The 20,229-nt window shown below is 64.5% G+C and carries 18 protein-coding genes and 1 tRNA gene; 7 read left to right on the top strand and 12 right to left on the bottom strand.

Annotation, left to right across the window (positions count from 1 at the left end):
• Positions 1–25: 25 nt before the first annotated feature.
• From deoA to BFN67_RS07970, 6 genes are all read right to left on the bottom strand, one after another.
• Positions 26–1,342: a thymidine phosphorylase gene (deoA, locus tag BFN67_RS07945; RefSeq protein WP_080919092.1), complete on the bottom strand. Its 1,317-nt coding sequence runs from the start codon at positions 1,340–1,342 to the stop codon at positions 26–28.
• 17 nt (positions 1,343–1,359) lie between these two features.
• On the bottom strand, positions 1,360–2,166 hold the full coding sequence (locus BFN67_RS07950) for a purine-nucleoside phosphorylase (RefSeq protein ID WP_080919093.1): 807 nt from the start codon (positions 2,164–2,166) through the stop codon (positions 1,360–1,362).
• Positions 2,163–2,555 carry a cytidine deaminase gene (gene cdd / locus BFN67_RS07955; RefSeq protein WP_080919094.1) on the bottom strand — a complete coding sequence of 131 codons (393 nt, stop codon included), beginning with the start codon at positions 2,553–2,555 and terminating at the stop codon, positions 2,163–2,165. Before cdd ends, BFN67_RS07950 begins: the two co-directional genes overlap by 4 nt.
• Before the next feature lie 125 nt (positions 2,556–2,680).
• Positions 2,681–3,652 (bottom strand): ABC transporter permease, encoded by a 972-nt coding sequence (locus tag BFN67_RS07960; RefSeq protein WP_080919095.1) that lies wholly within the window; start codon positions 3,650–3,652, stop codon positions 2,681–2,683.
• A complete protein-coding gene (locus BFN67_RS07965) occupies positions 3,652–4,788 on the bottom strand; it encodes an ABC transporter permease (protein ID WP_080919096.1) in 1,137 nt (378 codons plus the stop codon). The genes BFN67_RS07960 and BFN67_RS07965 overlap by 1 nt, the downstream gene beginning before the upstream one ends.
• Entirely contained in the window at positions 4,785–6,317 is a 1,533-nt protein-coding gene (locus BFN67_RS07970; protein WP_080919097.1) for an ABC transporter ATP-binding protein, read from the bottom strand. The genes BFN67_RS07965 and BFN67_RS07970 overlap by 4 nt, the downstream gene beginning before the upstream one ends.
• Positions 6,318–6,482: 165 nt before the next feature.
• Here BFN67_RS07970 and BFN67_RS07975 point away from each other — a divergent pair, with 165 nt between their 5' ends.
• Positions 6,483–6,692 carry a SlyX family protein gene (locus BFN67_RS07975; protein WP_080919098.1) on the top strand — a complete coding sequence of 70 codons (210 nt, stop codon included), beginning with the start codon at positions 6,483–6,485 and terminating at the stop codon, positions 6,690–6,692.
• Positions 6,693–6,746: 54 nt separating this feature from the next.
• Here BFN67_RS07975 and BFN67_RS07980 read toward each other — a convergent pair whose 3' ends face one another.
• The 3 genes from BFN67_RS07980 to BFN67_RS07990 all read right to left on the bottom strand — a co-directional run bounded on the left by BFN67_RS07980 (position 6,747) and on the right by BFN67_RS07990 (position 9,001).
• Positions 6,747–7,736, bottom strand: a complete 990-nt coding sequence (locus BFN67_RS07980; protein WP_080919099.1) for a BMP family lipoprotein — start codon at positions 7,734–7,736, stop codon at positions 6,747–6,749.
• Positions 7,737–7,957: 221 nt separating this feature from the next.
• Entirely contained in the window at positions 7,958–8,638 is a 681-nt protein-coding gene (gene msrA / locus BFN67_RS07985) for a peptide-methionine (S)-S-oxide reductase MsrA (protein ID WP_080919100.1), read from the bottom strand.
• A 39-nt stretch (positions 8,639–8,677) separates the two neighbouring features.
• The gene (locus BFN67_RS07990; protein WP_080919101.1) at positions 8,678–9,001 is read right to left on the bottom strand and encodes a hypothetical protein; all 324 of its coding nucleotides are present in this window, start codon (positions 8,999–9,001) and stop codon (positions 8,678–8,680) included.
• Between the two features lie 229 nt (positions 9,002–9,230).
• Between BFN67_RS07990 and BFN67_RS07995 the strand changes: the two genes are divergently transcribed.
• Positions 9,231–9,320 (top strand) — tRNA-Ser (locus BFN67_RS07995).
• Positions 9,321–9,378: 58 nt separating this feature from the next.
• The gene (locus tag BFN67_RS08000) at positions 9,379–9,834 is read left to right on the top strand and encodes a DUF2214 family protein (protein ID WP_080919167.1); all 456 of its coding nucleotides are present in this window, start codon (positions 9,379–9,381) and stop codon (positions 9,832–9,834) included.
• Here the strand turns inward: BFN67_RS08000 and nth are convergent, their stop codons facing one another.
• The gene (gene nth, locus BFN67_RS08005; RefSeq protein ID WP_080919102.1) at positions 9,835–10,602 is read right to left on the bottom strand and encodes an endonuclease III; all 768 of its coding nucleotides are present in this window, start codon (positions 10,600–10,602) and stop codon (positions 9,835–9,837) included.
• A 22-nt stretch (positions 10,603–10,624) separates the two neighbouring features.
• Between nth and BFN67_RS08010 the strand changes: the two genes are divergently transcribed.
• Positions 10,625–11,119 carry a DUF2244 domain-containing protein gene (locus BFN67_RS08010; RefSeq protein ID WP_080919103.1) on the top strand — a complete coding sequence of 165 codons (495 nt, stop codon included), beginning with the start codon at positions 10,625–10,627 and terminating at the stop codon, positions 11,117–11,119.
• Positions 11,120–11,216: 97 nt separating this feature from the next.
• Positions 11,217–12,134: a methylated-DNA--[protein]-cysteine S-methyltransferase gene (locus BFN67_RS08015; RefSeq protein ID WP_245295186.1), complete on the top strand. Its 918-nt coding sequence runs from the start codon at positions 11,217–11,219 to the stop codon at positions 12,132–12,134.
• A 14-nt stretch (positions 12,135–12,148) separates the two neighbouring features.
• On the opposite strand, the gene BFN67_RS08020 is transcribed toward BFN67_RS08015, so the two are convergent.
• Entirely contained in the window at positions 12,149–16,192 is a 4,044-nt protein-coding gene (locus BFN67_RS08020; protein WP_192856782.1) for an autotransporter domain-containing protein, read from the bottom strand.
• Positions 16,193–16,846: 654 nt separating this feature from the next.
• Between BFN67_RS08020 and BFN67_RS08035 the strand changes: the two genes are divergently transcribed.
• The gene (locus BFN67_RS08035) at positions 16,847–17,755 is read left to right on the top strand and encodes a ribokinase (protein ID WP_080919106.1); all 909 of its coding nucleotides are present in this window, start codon (positions 16,847–16,849) and stop codon (positions 17,753–17,755) included.
• 20 nt (positions 17,756–17,775) lie between these two features.
• Positions 17,776–19,233 carry an amidase gene (locus BFN67_RS08040; RefSeq protein WP_080919107.1) on the top strand — a complete coding sequence of 486 codons (1,458 nt, stop codon included), beginning with the start codon at positions 17,776–17,778 and terminating at the stop codon, positions 19,231–19,233.
• Here the strand turns inward: BFN67_RS08040 and BFN67_RS08045 are convergent.
• Positions 19,230–20,177 carry a nucleoside hydrolase gene (locus BFN67_RS08045; RefSeq protein WP_080919108.1) on the bottom strand — a complete coding sequence of 316 codons (948 nt, stop codon included), beginning with the start codon at positions 20,175–20,177 and terminating at the stop codon, positions 19,230–19,232. The two genes, BFN67_RS08040 and BFN67_RS08045, sit on opposite strands and share 4 nt — an antisense overlap.
• Positions 20,178–20,229 lie beyond the last annotated feature (52 nt).

Genomic DNA, 20,229 nt, shown 5'->3' on the forward strand with positions numbered 1-20,229 from the left:
AGAATTTAGGCGATATAGCCGTCAATCAGTTCGGCAAGACACGCCTGACCACCACCTTGCGCGGGGTTGGTCGTGCGTCAGTCAGCCCGTAGGCGGAAACAATCGCAGACGCGGCGGTTTCAGCATCGCCGCGGCTGCGCGCATGAACAAGCGCCAGCGCCTCACCGGTTCGCACTTCGGCGCCGACCGGCAGCAGGCGCGTAACGCCCACCGCATGATCGATGGCCGCATCGGGTCGCGTGCGCCCGCCGCCGAGCGCCACCACGGCAAGGCCGATGTCGCGCGCCGCGATGCCGCCCACATAGCCGTCGCGCGGCGCCTTCACCGCCAACTCGACGCCTGCCTTCGGCAGATAGAAGGCCGGCTTTTCAACGAAATCCGCAGGGCCGCCGAGAGCCGCCACCATGCGCCCGAACGTTTGCGCCGCAGCACCGCCATCCAGAACCTGCCGGACGCGGCGCGCCGCATCCTGATGCGAGGCGGCAATGCCGGCCTGTCGCAGCATCTCGCCGGACAGCGCCAAAGCCACCTCTTCCAGGCGGCGGTCCCGATACTTTCCAGTGAGAAAATCCACCGCGTTGCGCACCTCCACCGCATTGCCGGCAGCGGAAGCGAGCGGCTGGTTCATGTCTGTTATCAATGCCGATGTTTTCAGACCGGCGCCGTTCGCGACCCCGACCAAGCTGGATGCCAAAGCGGTCGCATCGCGCGCCTTCTCCATGAAAGCGCCATTGCCGAGCTTGACGTCCAGCACCAGCGATTGCAGCCCCGCCGCCAATTTCTTCGACAGGATGGAAGCGGTGATCAGCGGCACGGATTCCACAGTCGCGGTCACGTCGCGGATCGCGTAGAGCCGCTTGTCGGCGGGCGCCAGATCGCCCGTCTGGCCAATGATGGCGCATCCGGTCTCAAGCACAGCCTTGCGAAACAGCGCCTTGTCCGGCTGGCTGACATAGCCGGGAATGGCGTCCATCTTGTCCAGCGTTCCGCCAGTATGGCCAAGCCCACGGCCGGAAATCATCGGCACATAAGCGCCACAGGCGGCAACGATCGGCGCCAGCATCAGGGAGACATTGTCGCCGACGCCGCCGGTCGAATGCTTGTCGGCCACCGGGCCGGGCAGGTCCGACCAGTCGAGCACATCACCGGAATCGCGCATGGCGACCGTCAGCGCCACCGCTTCCTCGCCGCTCATGCCGTTGAAGAACACCGCCATGGCAAAGGCCGCCGCCTGGCCTTCCGAGACCGTTCCCGCAGCCAACCCTTCGATGAAAGCCGCAATCTCGCTGGATGCCAGTTTCTGCCCGTCGCGCTTCCTGCGGATGATCTCCTGCGGGAGCATGGTGCCGTTACCCTTTCTCAATCATCCAGCAGGCCTTCGCCGAAAACATGCTTGAGGATCACCTTGAGCCGCGCACCACCAAGCGGCGCCATGGTCTTGGTTTCCTCGTGCGAAAGTTCCGTCCCGGTCATGCCGGCGGCAAGATTGGTGATGACCGAGCAGGCCGCCACCCTCAGCCCGAGGAACCGCGCCAATATGACTTCCGGCACGGTGGACATGCCGACCGCGTCGGCCCCCAGCATGCGCGCCATGCGAATCTCGGCCGGCGTCTCGAAGGAAGGGCCGGAAAACCACATATAGACGCCCTGGTGCAATGTCGTGTCGGTTGCCACAGCCGCCGCCTCGAACGCCGCGCGCATCGCCGGGTCGTAGGCTTCGGTCATGCCGACGAAACGGCGGTCGCTCGGCTCGCCGAACAGCGGATTGCCGCCGGAAAAATTGATATGATCGGTAATCAGCATCACCGATCCGGGCAGCATGGCGGGGTCGAGCGAGCCGGCGGCATTGGTCAGGATCAGCCGCGTCACGCCGATCCCCGCCAGAACCTCCAGCGCCGGCCGCATGGCGGCAGCATCGCCCTTTTCGTAGTAATGCGCCCGGCCGGACAGCATGACCACCGGCTGGCCGGCGAAATGCCCCGCAATCAGATCGCCGGCATGGCCGGACACGCCGCTGTGCGGAAAGCCCGGCAGTTTCGATTGCGGGATATGCACGGCATCGTCGATCTCGTCCACCAGCCCGCCCAGGCCGGAGCCCAGAATCAGCGCGGTGGTCGGCGCCAGCCCGTCAAGTTTCTCGACGAGATGATCGATGGCCGCCTTCATTTCAGCGTATCGCCCTTGAAGCCGTAGGGCAGCATTGCGCCTATCGTCACGGTTTCGACGACACCCGTCTCGTCGCAGAGATAAAGCTGGGCGTCCGGTCCGGCAAATTCGGCAAGCCGCTGGCGGCAGCCGCCGCAGGGCGTGCAGCGCGCCATGCGCTCGGCAATGACCGCGATTTCCACGATCCTGCCGCCGCCGCCCATGACATAATGAGCGAGCGCCGTCGTCTCCGCGCACCAGCCTTCTGGATAGGACGCGACCTCGATATTGGCGCCGGAAAAGATGCGGCCATCCTCGGTGCGGATCGCGGCGCCGACCGGGAATTTCGAATAGGGCGCATGGGCTTTGGCCATGGCGGCCCTGGCGGCGAGGAAGAGGTCATGCGACATAGTGCATTCCGGCGCTCGGCAATCGGCAGTCGGCAATCGATTTGCAAAGAAAAAGTCGTGCGTACCCAGCAACGCCGATTGCCACCAATCTTAGGTCCGACTGCCGCGGTTCCGCTTGCCGCATTCTATCGCTCCTTCACATAGGGCACGCCACCGGCCTTGGGCGGGATCGCCTTGCCGATGAAGCCGGCGAGCAGCACGACCGTCAACACATAAGGCAGCGCCTGCATGACTTGCGCCGAAACCCGCCCGATGATCGGCAACGGCGTGCCTTGCAGGCGGATCGACAGGGCTTCGAGGAAGCCAAACAACAGGCAGGCGAACATGGCGTTGACCGGCTTCCATTTGGCGAAGATCAACGCGGCCAGCGCGATATAGCCCTTGCCCGCCGTCATATCCTTCACGAAGCCGCCATTCTGCACCATGGAGAGGTAAGCGCCGGCAACGCCGGTCAGAACGCCTGTGCACATCAGCGCGCGATAGCGCAGCCACGCGACCGAGATGCCGGCCGTATCGACCGCCGCCGGGTTTTCGCCGACGGCCCTCAGCCGTAGGCCGAAGCGGGTGCGGTAAAGCACCCACCATGTGAACGGCACCGTCAGGAAGGCGAGATAGACCAGCACCGAATGGCCCGAAATCAACGTGCTGTAGATCGGGCCGAGGATCGGAACGTCGCGCACCGCCGCGGCTCCCGGCAGCACGATGGAAGGGAACCGCTCGGCCGCGCTCAGCGCCGGCGTGCGGCCGCCCTGATGAAACCAGGCCTGCCCCAGAATGACAGTGGAGCCGGCGGCGATGAAATTGATCGCCACGCCCGAAACGATCTGGTTGCCGCGATGCGTGATCGAGGCGAAGCCATGGATCATCGCGAAAGCGGTCGAGACGAGGATCGCCATGCCGATGCCGATCAGCGCGGAGTGGAACACGGCGGCCGCTGTCGCCCCGGCGAAAGCGCCGACCAGCATCTTGCCTTCAAGCCCGATGTCGAAGATGCCGGCGCGCTCCGAATAGAGCCCCGCCAGGCAGGCCAGCAGCAACGGCACCGAAAGCCGGACGGTGGAATCCAACGTCTGGACGGCTGCAATGAAGACATCCATCACGCGCCCTCCCCGTTGACGGCCAGGCCGGCGCTTTTCGGGCTGAGCGTGGCGAACAGGGTCTGGATCGATGGCCGGAACATATGCTCCAGCGCCCCGGCAAACAGGATCACCAGTCCCTGGATGATAACGATCATGTCGCGCGAGATATTGGGCATCTCGAACGAAAGCTCGGCACCGCCCTGATAGAGCATGCCGAACAGGACCGCCGCCAGCACGATGCCGAGCGGATGCGAGCGCCCCATCAGTGCCACCGCGATGCCGACAAACCCCGCGCCGTTGACGAAATCGATGGCGACATTGTGCTGGTCGCCCATTGTCGGATTGAGCGCCATCATGCCGGCCAGCGCGCCGGAGATCATCATGGTGACGATGATGATGCGGGTTTCGGAAATGCCGGCATAACGCGCCGCCTTCGGCGAAAAGCCGTAGGTGCGCATCTCGTAGCCGAGCCGCGTGCGCCAGATCAGCACCCACATCAGCCAAGCCATGAACAGCGCCAGTAGGAAGGAAACGTTGAACGGCGCGGCGCGGACCTTGCCGCCGAAAAGCTCGATCAGCCAGTTCAGCTTGGGCAACTGGCCGCCGTCGAGGAACAGTCGCGTCTGCGGCGCCTGCGAGGCCAAGGGCTTCAGCGGACCGACCAGCAGATAGACCATGATCGAGGCGGCGATGAAATTGAACATGATGGTGGTGATGACGATGTGCGAACCGCGCCGGGCCTGCAACCAGGCCGGGATCAGCGCCCACAATGCGCCCATCGCCGCCGCGCCGAGAATCGCCAGCGGAAAGGTCAGCCACCACGGCAGCAGGCTGTCGAAGGCAAGACACACGATCGCCACGCCGAGGCCGCCAATATAGGCTTGGCCCTCCGTGCCGATGTTGAACAGGCCGCAATGCACGGCCACCGCCACCGAAAGCCCGGTGAAGATGAAGGTGGTGGCGTAATAGAGCGTATAGGCGATGCCCTGCCCGCGCCCGAACGCGCCTTCCACCAGAATGACGGCGGCGCGAAACGGATTCTCGCCGACCAGAAGCACCACCAGACCGGCAACGATAAAGGCAACGACCAGATTGACAAGCGGGATCAGCCCGTAATCGGCCCATGCCGGAAGCTTGGCATAGGGCGCGCTCACTCCGCCGCCTCCCGTTGCTCGACACCCGCCATCAGCAAGCCAAGCTCGCCCTCCGAAGCGTCGCTGCCGCGTTCGCCGACGATGCGGCCGTCAAACATCACCAATATGCGGTCGGACAGCGAGCGGATCTCATCCAGTTCGACCGAAACCAGCAGCACCGCCTTGCCGGCATCTCGCATGGCGATCAGCCGCTTGTGGATGAATTCGATGGCCCCGACATCGACGCCGCGCGTCGGTTGGCCGACGATCAGCACATCGGGGTCCTGCTCCATTTCGCGGGCCAGCACGATCTTCTGCTGGTTGCCGCCAGAGAAATTGGCGGTCTTGAGCCGGCAGTCGGCGGGACGGATATCGTATTTCTCGATCCTGTCCTTCGCATCGGCCAGGATCGCCTCGATATTCAGCAGCGGCCCTTTGAGGTAGCGCCTCTGCCGGTGATAGCCGAGGATCGCGTTCTGGTTCTCCTCGAATGCCAGAACCAGCCCGACATGGTGGCGGTCCTCCGGCACATGGGCGAGGCCGCGGCGGCGCAATTCGCCGGGATCGGCGGCGCCCGTCAGGTCCACCGGCATGCCGTCCAGAATAACCGTGCCGGATGCCGCATGGCGGCTACCGGCAATGGTTTCGAGCAATTCCGACTGGCCGTTGCCGGCGACGCCGGCAATGCCGACGATCTCTCCGGCGCGCAGATCGAAGGACACGTCGTCCACCATGGTGACGCCGCGCTGGTCCTTCACGGACAGGTTCTTTACCGAAAGCTTCACCGCGCCGGCTTCGGCTGCGTCCTTGACCACCCGCAAAAGCACGCGGCGGCCGACCATCAGTTCGGCGAGTTCCTCCACAGTGGTTTCGGTGGTCCTGCGGGTGGCGACCATCGTGCCCTGGCGCATGACGGACACCGTGTCGGTAATCGCCATGATCTCGCGCAGCTTGTGGGTGATCAGCACCACAGTCTTGCCCTGTTCCTTCAACTGCCCCAGAATCCGGAACAGGTGATCCGCTTCGGCCGGCGTCAGCACTCCGGTCGGCTCGTCGAGGATGAGGATTTCAGCGCCGCGATAGAGCGCCTTGAGGATTTCCACCCGCTGTTGCAGGCCGACCGGCAACTCCTCCACAATGGCGTCGGGATCGACCTCCAGCCCGTATTCGCTCTCCAGCCGGCGCAATTCCGAGCGCGCCTTGGCGATGCTCGTCTTGAGCAGCGGCGCGCCTTCCGCGCCGAGGATGACGTTTTCCAGAACGCTGAAATTCTCCACCAGCATGAAATGCTGGTGCACCATGCCGATGCCGGCGGCGATCGCATCGTTGGAGGTTCTGATCGCCGTCGGCTCGCCATTGACTCGGATTTCGCCGCTGTCAGCCTGGTAGAAGCCATAGAGGATCGACATCAGCGTGGATTTTCCCGCGCCATTCTCGCCGATAATGCCGTGGACCGTGCCCCGGCGAACTTCCAGATTGATGTCGCGGTTGGCATGCACCGCGCCAAAGCTCTTGTTGATGCCGATCAACTCGATTGCGGCTTGGTGCATACACCGTTCCCACTCGCGGCCATTCGGCCCATTATGCTTGGCCCCAGCATGAGGACTCTGTGTCACTCTCGACAAAACGGCGGCCACTTGTCAATTTCCAAGCCAAGCCGGCGCTTCACATTGAAGTGGACGGACTTCTCCTGCCCGCAATGATCGAGGCCTTCCATGACCATTTCCGAAGACAGGCTGACCACGCTGGAAATGCGCGCCGCCGAACAGGAAAAGACCATCGACGACCTTTCGGAGCAGATTGCCGAACAGTGGAAGGTGATCGACCGGCTACAGCACAAGCTCGCTGCCCTGACGGAGCGGTTCCTGGCGCTGGAGGAACAGGCGGCGCCGGATATTCCCGTGACCAAGCCGCCGCATTGGTAAAATGGATCAGCCGCCGGACGGTGCCCGGCGGCTGATGTCTTTATTCGATAATGATCAATAGGGGCATTTGTTGTCGGTGCTGTAGTCGTGCACCTCGATCTTGCCGGCGATGATGTCGGCCTTGGCCTTGTCGGCCGCCGCCTTCATCTCGGGCGTGACAAGATCCTTGTTGTTGTCGTCCATGGCATAGTCGACGCCGTCTTCCTTGAGGCCGAGATGTTCGAGCCCGCCCTTGAAGGTGTCGTTCTTGCTGTCCATGAAGGTGTTATAGACCGCCACGTCGACGCGCTTGACCATCGAGGTCAGGACATGGCCGGGTTGCAGGCCGTTCTGGTTGGAATCGACGCCGATGCCGAGCTTGCCGGCATCCGCCACCGCCTGCAGCACGCCGACGCCGGTGCCGCCTGCCGCGGCATAGATGACGTCGGCGCCCTGATCCATCTGCGTCTTGGCGATCTCGCCGCCCTTGGCGGGATCGTTCCAGGCCGCCGGCGTGTCGCCGGTCATGTTGTAGATCACCTCGGTGGCGCCCGCCGCCTTCGCGCCGCCGACATAGCCGCAGCCGAACTTGCGGATCAGCGGAATGTCCATGCCGCCGATGAAGCCGACCTTGTGCGTCTTGGACGCCATTGCGGCCAATATGCCGACGAGATAAGACCCCTCGCCTTCCTTGAACACCAGCGAGCGGACGTTCGGCAGATCGACCGCATCGTCGATGATGGCGAAATTCAGCTCCGGATATTCCTTGGCCACCTTGGTCAGCGAATCGACCCAGGCGAAGCCGGCCATGACGATCGGGTTGCGGCCGTCCTCGGCGAAGCGCCGCAGCGCCTGCTCACGCTGCGAGGCGTTGGAAACCTCGAAATCGACATAGTCGATGCCGGTCTCCTTCTTGAATTTTTCCGCCCCGTTATAGGCGGCCTCGTTGAACGATTTGTCGAACTTGCCACCGAGATCGTAGAGAACGGCTGGCTGGATATCGGCCGCGAAAGCCGGAAGCACCATCGCGGTTACGGCCAAAAGGCCAAGAATGATACGTTTCATGTGATCCACACCCTGTCGGTTTATTTTCTTTTTCCGCCTTCCCCCGGCCCTGTCTCCAGCCAACGGCAGGCGTCACGCGGGCGTTTCAACCACCCGCTTGGGGTGTCAATCTTGCATGCTCCTCGGCAAAATTCACCAGGAATTTTGACCTGTTGGAAAAACTGCGGCGCCGCGCGGCACCGCAGATTCCCGTCAGGTTTCGGATTCTGAACGAAATAGCCTCAGGCTGCCGGCTCGGCCGTCGGCGCGCGGGCCGGAATGGCGCAGGCCACCCCGGTGCCCTTGAGGCCACAATAGCCGTTCGGGTTCTTGGCCAGATATTGCTGATGCTCTTCCTCGGCGAAATAGAATTCCGGCGCCGGCGCGATCTCGGTGGTGATTCTGCCGCGTCCGGAACCTTCCAGCGAAGTCTGGTAAGCGTCGCGCGAGGCCAGCGCCGCCCGTTGCTGCTCGTCCGACGCCGTAAAGATCGCCGAGCGATAGGTGGTGCCGACATCGTTGCCCTGCCGCATGCCCTGCGTCGGGTCGTGGCTTTCCCAGAACAGCTTCAGCAGTTCATCATAGGAAACGACTTTCGGGTCGAACACCACAAGCACCGCCTCGGCATGGCCGGTCAAGCCCGTGCAGGCTTCCTGATAGGTCGGGTTCGGCGTGAAGCCGCCGGCAAACCCCGATGCCGTGGTCCACACGCCCGGCACCTGCCAGAACAGGCGCTCGGCGCCCCAGAAGCAGCCGAGCGCGAACAGCGCCGTCTCCAGCCCGTCCGGATACGGTCCTTTCAGCGGGTGCTTCAGGACATAATGCTTCGAGGCGGTGGGAATCGGCTTGGCGCGGCCCTTCAAGGCCTCTTCGGGCTTCGGCAAATGCAGCTTCTTGTTCAGCATGTCGCTGAGGAAAAACATCGCAATCTCCCTTCTTCAATGGCGGCACCGGCGGGCCGGTCAACTCGCCGCCAGATGCCGGATGCGCCGCCTCGGTCTGTGGCCGATCGCATAAAGAACAAGGGCCAGCCCGGCAAAGACGGCGAAGCCCGGCAGATAAAGCACCGGATCGACAATCCGGTCCCACAGATAGGGCGAGACATTGGCGCGCATGAAATTTTCGGTCGCCGCCAGCGTATCGGGCGAGACCGCCAACCAGCTTGTCTTCAGCGGCGTCATTACAAGGGCGGAGGCCGCAACCGAACGCGTCGCGTCGAGCACGGCCATGATGACCGAAACGGCCAACGCAAACATGGCGGCAAGACGGAACAGGAAACGGAACATGGCGGCCAGCCCGGCATTTCTCGCTAGGATCAGGCCCTACAGATATGGTGCCGCGCGCACATGCGCAATCGCGGCGGCGCGATTTTGAGCGGCCGCCGATGGCTCGCGCACCAGACCACCGCACAAAAGCTGACGATACGGCTTGGCATTCGGCTCATGATCGACTAGATCAGCCCCGCGCCCGGCCAAATAGCCGGGGCGGCGAAACCGGCCGCTGAAAACGCAATGTGGAGAGGTGGCCGAGTGGTTGAAGGCGCACGCCTGGAAAGTGTGTATACGGGGAACCGTATCGCGGGTTCGAATCCCGCTCTCTCCGCCAGTTGCCCCGATTGCCGCCCGCCCGCAAGCCCATGCTTTTCAAGGAGCAACGAGGAAAGATGGAAACCACCGATCTCGTGCTTGCCATCCTTCACCATCTGCTGGCCTTCGTCCTGGCCGGCATTATCGCTGCCGAATTCGTGCTGGTGCGCGCCGAGCTTTCACCAGCCACCGTCAAGCGGCTTGCGGTCATCGACCGGCATTACGGCCTGATCGCCCTTGCCATCATCCTGATCGGCGCCGGCCGCGTCGTCTGGGGCCTGAAAGGCTGGGAATTCTACGTCTATAATTGGGTGTTCTGGGCCAAGATGGCCTGTTTCGCCGCCGTCGGCCTGCTGTCGATCATGCCGACCATGCGCTTCATCGGCTGGAACAGGCAGGCAGGCACCGATGCCGGCTTTCGCGTGCCTGAGGCCGAACTTGCCGAAGTGCGGGCGCGCATCCGCACCGAGGCGCTGGTCTTCCTGCTGATCCCGATCTTCGCCGCCGCCATGGCGCGCGGCTACGGGCTGTAGCTATTGCGCCGCCTCAGCCGGCGCGATCGGCACCAGCGGCGCCGGAATATCCGTGGTCTTCACCGCAGCCTTGCAGATGTCGGCAATCACACAGGCTGGGCAATCGGGCTTGCGCGCCTTGCACACATAGCGCCCGTGCAGGATCAGCCAGTGATGGGCGTGGCGCATATATTCGTCGGGGATGACACGCACGAGTTCGCGCTCCACCGCCTCCGGCGTCTTGCCCGGCGCCAGGCCGATGCGGTTGCCGATGCGCAATATATGGGTATCGACCGCCATCGTATGCTGGCCGAAGGCCATGTTGAGCACGACATTGGCCGTCTTGCGCCCGACGCCGGGCAGCTTCACCAGTTCGTCGCGGCTTGCCGGCACCTCGCCGCCATGATCGGCAATCAACGCCCGCGACAGCGCGATGACGTTTTTCGCCTTGTTGCGCCACAGGCCGATGGTGCGGATGTAGTCGCCCAGCCTCGCTTCGCCGAGTTCCAGCATCTTCCGCGGCGTGTCGACCAGCCTGAACAAAGGCCGCGTCGCCTTGTTGACGCCGGCATCGGTGGCCTGCGCCGAAAGCACCACCGCGACCAGCAGCGTAAACGCGTTGACATGCTCCAGTTCGCCCTTCGGCTCCGGCCGCTGCACGGAGAAGCGGCGAAAGATCTCGTGGATCTCGGCCCGGCTGTAGCGTGAGCGCCCCGCCCGGCTGGAGTGCCGGACAGCGGAGGCTTCAATTTTCGGTGCTGCGGCGGTTTTGCTCTTGGGCTTGTCCATTCCCTTCCTATAATATCTGTCCATGAGCGAGACAAACGCCTCATATGCCGCAGACGAGCCGATATTCCGGGCCTTGCTGACCCCTTACCGGTCGCTCGGGCGCACCGGATTCTTCATCCTGATGGGTGCGCTGATGTTCGGCTGGGTCGTCACCGGCGCGATCTTCCTGGCCAATGGCGCATGGCCGGTGTTCGGCTTTTTCGGCCTCGACGTGATCGGTCTTTACCTCGCCTTCCGCATGAATTACCGCGCCGCCCGCGCCCGCGAGGAGGTGTCGGTGTCGCGCACCGCGCTCGATATTCGCAAAGTGGCGCCCTCCGGCAAGACCGAAGCGCATCGCTTCAACCCGTTCTGGGCGCGCTTCGCGGTCGCCCGCCACACCGAGATCGGCATCACCCGCATGGCGGTGGAAGCGCAGGGGCAGGCCGTGACCATCGGCGGCTTTCTGAACCCCGACGACCGCGAGAGCTTCGCCACCGCCTTTTCCCGCGCGCTGGCCAAAGCCAAGGGGCGCTGACGTTTACATGCCCTTCCAGTCGGCAGGTTTCGGGTGGTGAAGGCCGCCGCGACGGCCGATATTCGGCGCTGAAACAACCGCCATGGGAGCCATTGCCATGACCATGCAGATGAACCTTAATGCGGCGATGCCGATGCCAGTAGCCCCGATCCTTCAAAACGACATCACGCCTGATGGCGACGACTATGAAATCGTGCGCCGCGCCGTCGAAAAGATCAGCCTCGACTATCGCGACCAGCCCTCGCTGGAGGAACTGGCCGAAGCGGTGGGCGAAACGCCGACCGGCCTGCAAAAGCTGTTCACACGCTGGGCCGGCCTGTCGCCAAAGGCCTTTTTGCAGGCGGTGACGATCGACCATGCTCGCCGGCTGCTCGATTCCGGCATGCCGCTCCTGGAAGCCTCCTATGAACTGGGCATGTCCGGCCCCGGCCGGCTGCACGATCTTTTCGTCACCCATGAAGCCATGTCGCCAGGCACCTACAAGAGCCGTGGCGAGGGGCTGACGATCCGCTACGGCTACCACATCTCGCCCTTCGGCGTGGCGCTGGTGATGGTCACGGATCGCGGCCTTGCGGGTCTTTCCTTCAACGATGCCGGCGAGGAGCGCGCGGCGTTTGCCGACATGGCCGGGCGTTGGCCGAACGCGGCTTATGTCGAGGACATGGCGGCGACCGCGCCCTATGCCGCGCGCATCTTCGATCCCGCACGCTGGCGCGCCGACCAGCCCTTGCGCGTGGTGATGATCGGCACGGATTTCCAGGTCCGCGTCTGGCAGGCGCTGTTGCGCATCCCGATGGGCAAGGCGCGCACCTATTCGGCGATCGCCGGCGAGATCGGCGCGCCGAAGGCGAGCCGCGCGGTGGGCGCGGCCTGCGGCGCCAACCCGATCTCCTTCGTGGTGCCCTGCCACCGCGCGCTCGGCAAATCCGGCGCGCTCACCGGCTATCACTGGGGCCTGACCCGCAAGCGCGCGATTCTGGGCTGGGAAGCAGGGCAAGTGGCGGCGGACCGTTAAGCCGCCGCCTCGGCCTAGAACCTCACGCTCAGATTGGCCTTTGCGCCATTGTCGTGGGCGCCGCCGCCGAACTGCCCGCTATAGGAAATGCCGAGCGTGGCGCGGTCGGAGATGGCGAAGTCGAGCCCGGCTTCCAGCACGGCGGCATCGCGTGCGATCGGCACGCCGGCCACAGTGAAGGCATCGCCGCCGGCAAAGGCGAGCGTGGCCAGCGGCGTGGTGTCGCCGAAGGCGTGCCGCCAGCCGACCATGCCGCGCGCCGTCGTCTTCATGCCACCAAGCTCGAACGCCGTCGAGGCGCGGATACCGAGCGTGGTGAAGGTGGCGTCGGTGGTCTGCGACGGGCTGGTCAGCGCCGCCGTCCCGCCCTTCTCGGTGAAGCTGTCCGTGTGCAGGTTGACGTAAGCCAGATTGGCAAACGGCTCGAACGAGGCCGCCGCCGTGTCGATCTTGTAGCCAGCCTCGCCGAACATCTGGAAGGTGCCGGCGTTGTAGTCGCCTTTCAGACTGTCGCTGAAACCGGGAAAGGCCACCAACCGGCTGGTCGAAATGTCGTGCCAGCTATAGGCCAACCCGCCGCTCAGCCGCAGCGCATTCCACGCGGTGCCGCCATAAAGGCCGAGATGATAGTTGTCGCTCGATCCCGACGAGGCGCGGCCGTCGACATCGAAGCTTGAATGGCTGTAGCCGGTCATGATGCCGAGCCGCACGTTCTCCGCGACCATGCCGTCGATACCGGTAAAGAAGCCGCCGATGGAGCGGTCGAGCCCGGCGGCGTTGCCGTCGCTATCCGTCGATCCCCATGAGCCGAACACTGAGCCCCAGGCGGCGAGGCGCGCCATATCGGCCGGGGCCAGCGCATGGTCGATGGCCGCTGTCGCCCCCTTGCCGGTACCCGCCTCGCCATAGGCCAGAACCGGCATGGCAGAGGCGCCGACGCCGGCGAAGGCGGAACGGATACGGTCGTTGACGGCATCGCGCAGGAAATGGCTATCCTCGATCAGCATGGTTTTGGCCGAGGCGTGAATTTCACCAGAAAGCTGGTCGAAGGCGGCGCGGGTCGTGTCTTCGTCGCTCTGCAAGGCGATGGCGTTCCACAAGGGGTTGCCGGAGCCCAGGCTATTGATGCCGCCTGCGGTGGCTTTCTGGTTGGGCGTCCTGCCAACGTCGGTGAAGTCGACGTCGTTGCGAACCAGTTCCAGCGTCACGTCGTTGCCGTCTCCGCCCGCGTAGTCGAGGCTCTCGTCAAGGAACAGCAGGTTCTTCGTCACTGGCGAGAACGTACCCGTCACGGCATCCGCGCCGTCATTGGCGATGATGGTGTAGGGGCCGTTGGTGATGTTCCAGTCGGCTGCCGAGGTCGGCGACATGAGCAGTTCGAGGGTCGCCCCGCTGATATCGACGGCGCCGTTGACCACCAGCTTGTCGGAGACGGTCGGCGTCACGTCGACCTGTAGCGTGCCGTGATTGGCATAAGGGCCATTGATTGTCTGCGTTCCCGGTGAGTTGCCGGGTGCGTGAATGCCGCCGGCCATGATGGTGGTCGGGCCGATGCTGCCGATGCCACCCAGCGTGCCGCCGCTGACCACAACAGGGCCGGCAAGGCTGGCCGACGCATAGCCGACGCCCCCGACAACCAGCTTGCCGGCGTTGACCGTCGTCAGCCCCGTATAGGTGTTGACGCCGTTCAGCGTCAGCGTACCGAGGCCGGTCTTGACCAGCGAGCCGTTCGTGCCGGAAATCGCGCCGCCGATGGTGTCGTTCGTTCCAAGGCCACCGAGGGTCAGAGCCTTCGATCCGAGAACGACACCACCGTCACCGGACAACGATCCGATACCGATGCCGCCGGAGGTGAGGCCCGAGATATCGACCGTGCCGCCTGCGTTGTTGGTGATCGTTGCGCCGTCCGCCGTGTTGTTGCCATGGAAACTGGTAACGCCGCCCGTTTCATTGGCAATGACGGCATTGCCCGCCTTCGCTGTATTGTAGAAATCCAGCGCTCCGGTATTGGTGATCCTGGCATCGGCAGCAGTCGAATCTCCATTGAAAGACAATCCGCCGTCGGCGGTTATCGTCGCCGCTCCTGCCGAGGCAGAATCGTAAAAATTGACGCGGCCGATGTGGCTCTCAATAGTGGCCGAACCAGCCGACGCGGAATCGTAAAAACTAAGCGCGCTGTTTATATCGGTGACACCGATATGCAGCGTTCCCGCGTTTGCAGAGTTGGTGAAGATCAACTCCGCTCCGCCCGCCGCCGTACCATTGATCGCGACGGGGCCAGCTCCGAGCGCACCCGTAACCGAGGCCTCCAGGGTGCCTCGCGAAATCGTCGTGCCGCCGCCATAGCTGTTATTTGAAGTCAGCGTCAGTGTCCCGATTCCGGTCTTGGTCAGCGAGCCACCACCGGAAATTACGCCGCCTAAAATCAGATCGGCATCGGTCTGGAAGGTGCCGCCGCCCGCATTAAGCGTGACGTTTCGTGAGGACGTGAATGCCGCTGTGTTCTCCAACGCCCCTCCATCGAAAGTCAGGTCACCCGAAGCCGCACCAAGATTGGCGTCAGTGGACACCGACAATGTGCCCTGTTTCAGTGTCCATGGCGTGACGGCCGTGGTGGTACCCGTCAGCGTCCATGTGCTGTTTCCGGTTTTCTCGAAGGTAGAGAAGCCTTGATACTGCGCCGACGCCCCGATCTGCGAGGCGTCGAAGGTCGTTGTCGGGTCGGTCACGTCGCCGCCGAGCCGGAACGTGTCGCTGCCGGTGCCGACCACATTGCCGCTGATCATGGAGCCGGCCTGAAGTTCGAGCACGTTGCTGCCGCCGGTGAAGGTGATGGCGTTGGCCTGACCGTTGGCTCCGTTGCCGCCCGTGATCGTACCGCTGTTGATGACGGCCAGATTTGCACCGACGATGCCAGCCCCGCCATCGCCCCTCAGAGACCGGATTGGATCACGACCAGACGCGCCGCCCGCTCCGTCACCGCCGCCGCCGCCGCCAGTGAACGCACTTCCTGCATCAATACCAGTCCCGCCAGTGATGGTTCCGGCGTTGGTCACCGTTCCCCCGAACAACAACGACAGGGCTGCGCCGGCACCGTTACCGTTACCCCCGGTGACATTGCCGGCCGTCGAGACGCTGACATCTGCCGAGGCTTTAGCGACCACGCCGCCACCGCCGTCGCCGCCGATGCCGCCATCGCCGCCCGCAACGGCAGCGTTGATCGTGGCGCTCCCGCCCAGTTCCAGGATGACGCCTGCTCCGCCACCACCGCCGCCGCCGCCGCCGATGAGGCCGCCTGCACCGCCTGCGCCGCCCGAAACGGCCGCGTTCACAGTGAGGCCGTTCCCCGTCAGCACGTCGATGCCGCCGCCACCGCCGCCGCCGCCGCCGCCGGTGGCGCCGCCGCCGAAGCCGCTTGCACCGCCTGCGCCGCCGTTACCGCCCGTGACAGTCGCGGACACGGTCACGGGTGCTCCCGACGAGACATTCGCGCCGTTGCCGCCGCCGCCGCCGCCACCGCCGTCGCCGATGTCGCCGCCAATGGCGGCAATGCCGCCGTCGCCGCCGTCGCCGCCATCGCCGCCTTGGCTGGATGTTGTGATATCGCCACTGACGGTTGGACTGTAACCGCCACCGCCACCACCGCCGCCACCATCGCCGACGCGGTGGGCGCCGCCGCCGTTGCCTCCGTCGCCGCCGTAAGGCGTTAACAACGTCCCGGGCGCGCCTCCTGCACCGCCTACATCGACAGAACCACCTGCACCGCCAGCACCGCCCCCTCCGGCAACACCGCCGTTGCCGCCATCGCTGGCACCGTCAGATCCAGCCCCTCCTTGGCCGCCGGTCGCGATAGAGCCTGCCGCGTCGGCGGGAATCGTACTGGCCAGCAGCGGCCCGCCCAGCGCCAGCGACAAGGCCAGCACGGAAAGCGATGCAGACCCACGCAGGACGCGCGCATGAAGGTGCAGTGGCGCGCGCTTCAAACTCACCATCTGCGCGCAGCCCACGCCCGATGAACCCGCGCCGGTGCCCGGCCCCGTTTCGCTTGCAGTCATCATCGATGCCCCTCCAGCTTGCGCGTAAACGCATCGCACAGCCGCCCCGAAGCAGCCGAGGGCATCTGAAAGGCCCGCCTCCCCACTGCGCCTTCGGGCGCAAACCCGCGCCGCGACACAACTCCCGCATGTCAGATAAGCGCAAAAGCAGTGCAGCGGCAATAATTTTGTGGTGTGGCGCTGGCCTTGCCCGGCAGGCTCCCTGCACGCACCGGCGGCTGACTGGTTGCCATGCGCGCCCTGATCGGGGTGTGTGCTTCGAGGCTCGCTTCCACCTTCGCCCTGCGGGCTTCGGCGGACAGGTCGCTCACACCTCAGCATGAGGACCGTTTGCACAACTTCCCTCATGCCGAGGAGGTGGTGGAGCCATGCTCGCCATGATCGGAGTGCGTGCTTCGAGGCTCGCTTCCACCTTCGCCCTGCGAGCTTCGGCGGACAGGTCGCTCACACCTCGGCATGAGGACCGTTTGCACAACTTCCCTCATGCTGAGGAGGCGGCGATAGCCGCCGTCTCGAAGCACGCATGGATTTGCCCGAAAACCGGTTTCCACTTTTCGGTCCGATGACTTTCCTCTCGCATCGGATTTATCCGAAAACCGGTTTCCACTTTTCGGTCCGATGCTTTAGCCTCTCCCGGCAAATCATCGGGAGGGTATCTTGATCGTCGTTATCGGCTCGATCAATCTCGACATGATCACCACGGTCGGGCGGCTGCCCGCGCCGGGCGAGACCGTGCGCGGCACCGGCTTTTCTACCGCCCCCGGCGGCAAGGGCGCCAATCAGGCGCTGGCCGCCGCACGCGCCGGCGCAAAAGTGCGCATGATCGGCAGCGTCGGCAAGGACAGCTTCGCCGCGGACGCGCTGGTCTGCCTGAAGGACGCCGGTATCGACCTGTCCGGCATCCGCGAGACCCACGCCACCACCGGCACCGCGCTGATCCTCGTCGACGAGCGTGGCGAAAACATCATCGCGATCGCACCGGGCGCCAATGATTCGGTGTTGCCGGGCGATATTTCCCAGGCCGTGCTGAAAAAGGGCGACGTCGTGCTTCTCCAGCACGAAATCCGGCTGGAGACGGTCGAGGCGGCGCTCGATGCCGCCGGCAAGGTGGGCGCGATCACCGTGCTCAACACCGCGCCCTTCATCGCCGACGCCGCGCGGCTTTTGCCCAGGGCCGATTACATCGTCGCCAATGATACCGAATTCGACCTCTATTGCGAAGCCCTGGCGCTTTCAGGCGCGGATCGGCCGCAGCGCATGAAAGCCTATGCCGCCAGAACCGGCCGCACCGTCGTCGTCACGCTCGGGGCGGAAGGCGTGCTGGCGGCGACGCCGGAGAAATTCGTGACGGTGCCGGCGCTCAGGATCGTGCCGGTCGATACGGTCGGCGCCGGCGACACGTTCTGCGGCTATTTCGCCGCCGCGCTGGCGGCCGGTGAAACGCTGGACCGGGCGCTGGCGCGCGCCGCCGCTGCCGGCTCGCTGGCCTGCCTGAAACCCGGCGCGCAACCGGCGATCCCGCACGGCAAGGACGTCGATGCGGCATTGGCCGGCATGGTCGGTTAAATCAGCAATACGAGGCAACAATGCAGCGCCCTGAAACCCAACATTGCATATCGCCCGCCGGGGACATTTGCGGGCGTCCGGCGGTCGAGTTGGCCGGCATGCTGCGCCGCCGTGAAATCTCCGCGAAAGAGCTCGTTTCCGCCTTTTTGGACCGTATCGAGGCGGTCAACCCGCTGGTCAACGCCATCGTCTCGCTGCGCGAGCGCGCCGATATTTTGCGCGATGCGGACGCCGCCGATGCAACATTGGCATCCAACAATGCAGGCCCGCTCTGCGGCCTGCCCATCGCCATCAAGGATCTGGCTCTGACGATCGGGCTGCGCACGACCTTCGGCTCACCGATTTTCGCCGATTTCGTGCCGAAAGAGGAAGAATTCTTCGTCGAGCGCATCCGAAAAGCGGGCGCCATCATCATCGGCAAGACCAATACGCCGGAATTCGGCCTCGGCTCCAACACCTACAATCCGGTCTTCGGCGCCACCTGCAATGCCTTCGATCCAAAGCTGGTTGCGGGCGGCTCCAGCGGCGGCGCGGCGGTGGCGCTCGCGCTCGACATGGTGCCGATCGCCGATGGCAGCGATTTCGGCGGCTCACTGCGTAACCCCGCGGCCTATAACAATATTTTCGGCTTCCGCCCTTCGCAGGGATTGGTCCCCGGCGGGCCGGCGCCGGAAATTTTCCACGCGCAGATGGGCGTCGATGGCCCGATGAGCCGCACGGTGCGCGACATGGCGCTGCTCCTCGACGTGCAGGCCGGCCATCATCCCGCCGCTCCGCTTTCCTATGCCGGCGAAGGCGGTTTCCTCGCCGGTCTCGACGAGCCGGCCAGGAGCGGCCGCATCGGCTGGCTCGGCGATCTCGGCGGCCATCTGCCGGTTGAAGACGGCATCCTTTCGCTTTGCGAAGCGGGCCTTGCGCGGTTTGCCGAAGCAGGCTTTACCGTCGAGTCGCTGCTGCCGGATTTCGATTTCGAAGCTCTGTGGCAAGCCTTCGTGACGCTGCGGCAGGCAACCAGCGGCTGCGCCCTGAAGCAACATGCCGACGACCCGCAAAAGCGTGATCTGTTGAAGCCGGAAGCCGCGTGGGAGGCCGAAGGTGCGGCCGCGCTCACCGCCTCGCGAATCCATGCCGCCGCGACCGTTCGCTCCGCTTGGCACCGCCTGCTGCTGACCCTGTTCGAGCGCTTCGACCTTCTGGTTTTGCCCACCGCGCAGGCGTTTCCTTTCGGCATCGAAACCCATTGGCCGCAAGAGGTCGCCGGCCGCACCATGGACAGTTACCACCGCTGGATGCAGGTCTCCGCACCGGCCACGCTGGGCGGCTGCCCGGCGCTCAATGTACCGGTGGGCTTCGATGAGAAAGGCCGGCCGATGGGCATGCAATTGATCGGCCCGCCACGCGGCGATCTGGCTGTGCTGAGGGCCGCTGCGGCTTACGAAGCGGTGCTACCCTGGCCCATCGGCGCCTCGCCGCGTTAAGACGGCAACCGCGCCAGCCGCTCCACCAGCAGCGCGAAAAAACCTTCGGCGTCGATATCGCGCATGACCAGCGCGTTCTTCGGCCGCTTGGTGACGCCCCACCAATCGACCACGGTCATGCCCATGGTGAGTTCCGAAGTCGTTTCCACGACGACATTACAATTGCGGCCCTCGAACAACTCCGGTTTCAGCAGATAGGCGATCACGCACGGGTCGTGCAGCGGCCCGCCGTCGGTGCCGTATTTCTCCTCGTCGAAACGCTCGAAGAATTCCAGCATGGCCGCGACAGCATGGCCGACCTTGCTGTCAAGCTTGCGTATAGCTTCGATCCGGCTGGCGCTGGTCAGCACCTTGTGAGTCACGTCGAGCGGCATCATGACAATCGGGATGCCGGCCTTGAAAACGATATCGGCGGCATGCGGATCGACGTGAATGTTGAACTCGGCCGCTGGCGTGACATTACCACCCTCGAAGAACCCGCCACCCATCAAAACGATCTCTCTGATACGTGGAGCGATGCGCGGCTCGCGGATCAGCGCCAGCGCGATATTGGTGAGCGGACCGAGCGCGCACAGCGTGACCGAGACGCCGTCATCGCGCATGAGCGTCTCGACGATGAAATCGACGGCATGTTGAGCCTGCAACGGCATCGTCGGTTCCGGCAGTCGCGGGCCGTTGAGGCCGCTCTCGCCATGCACCTCCTCGGCGGTCACCAAGGGCCGCATCAGCGGATGGATGGCGCCGGCAAAGACCTTGATATCCGGCCGCCCCGCCAGTTCGCAGATCTTGCGCGCATTCTTCTCCGTCAGCCTTAACGGCACGTTTCCGGCCACTGCGGTCAGGCCGAGCACATCCAGTTCATGGCTGCCCAGCGCCAGCAATATGGCAACGGCATCGTCCTGACCGGGATCGGTATCGATGATGATCTTGCGCGCTGCCGTCATTGTCATTCCCTGTGTGCAGGATATTTGGGCGGCTTGAACTCGGCCGCGCGAC

Origin of the sequence: Manganibacter manganicus (assembly GCF_002075885.1) — a bacterium.
Classification (GTDB): Bacteria; Pseudomonadota; Alphaproteobacteria; order Rhizobiales; family Rhizobiaceae; genus Mesorhizobium; species Mesorhizobium manganicum.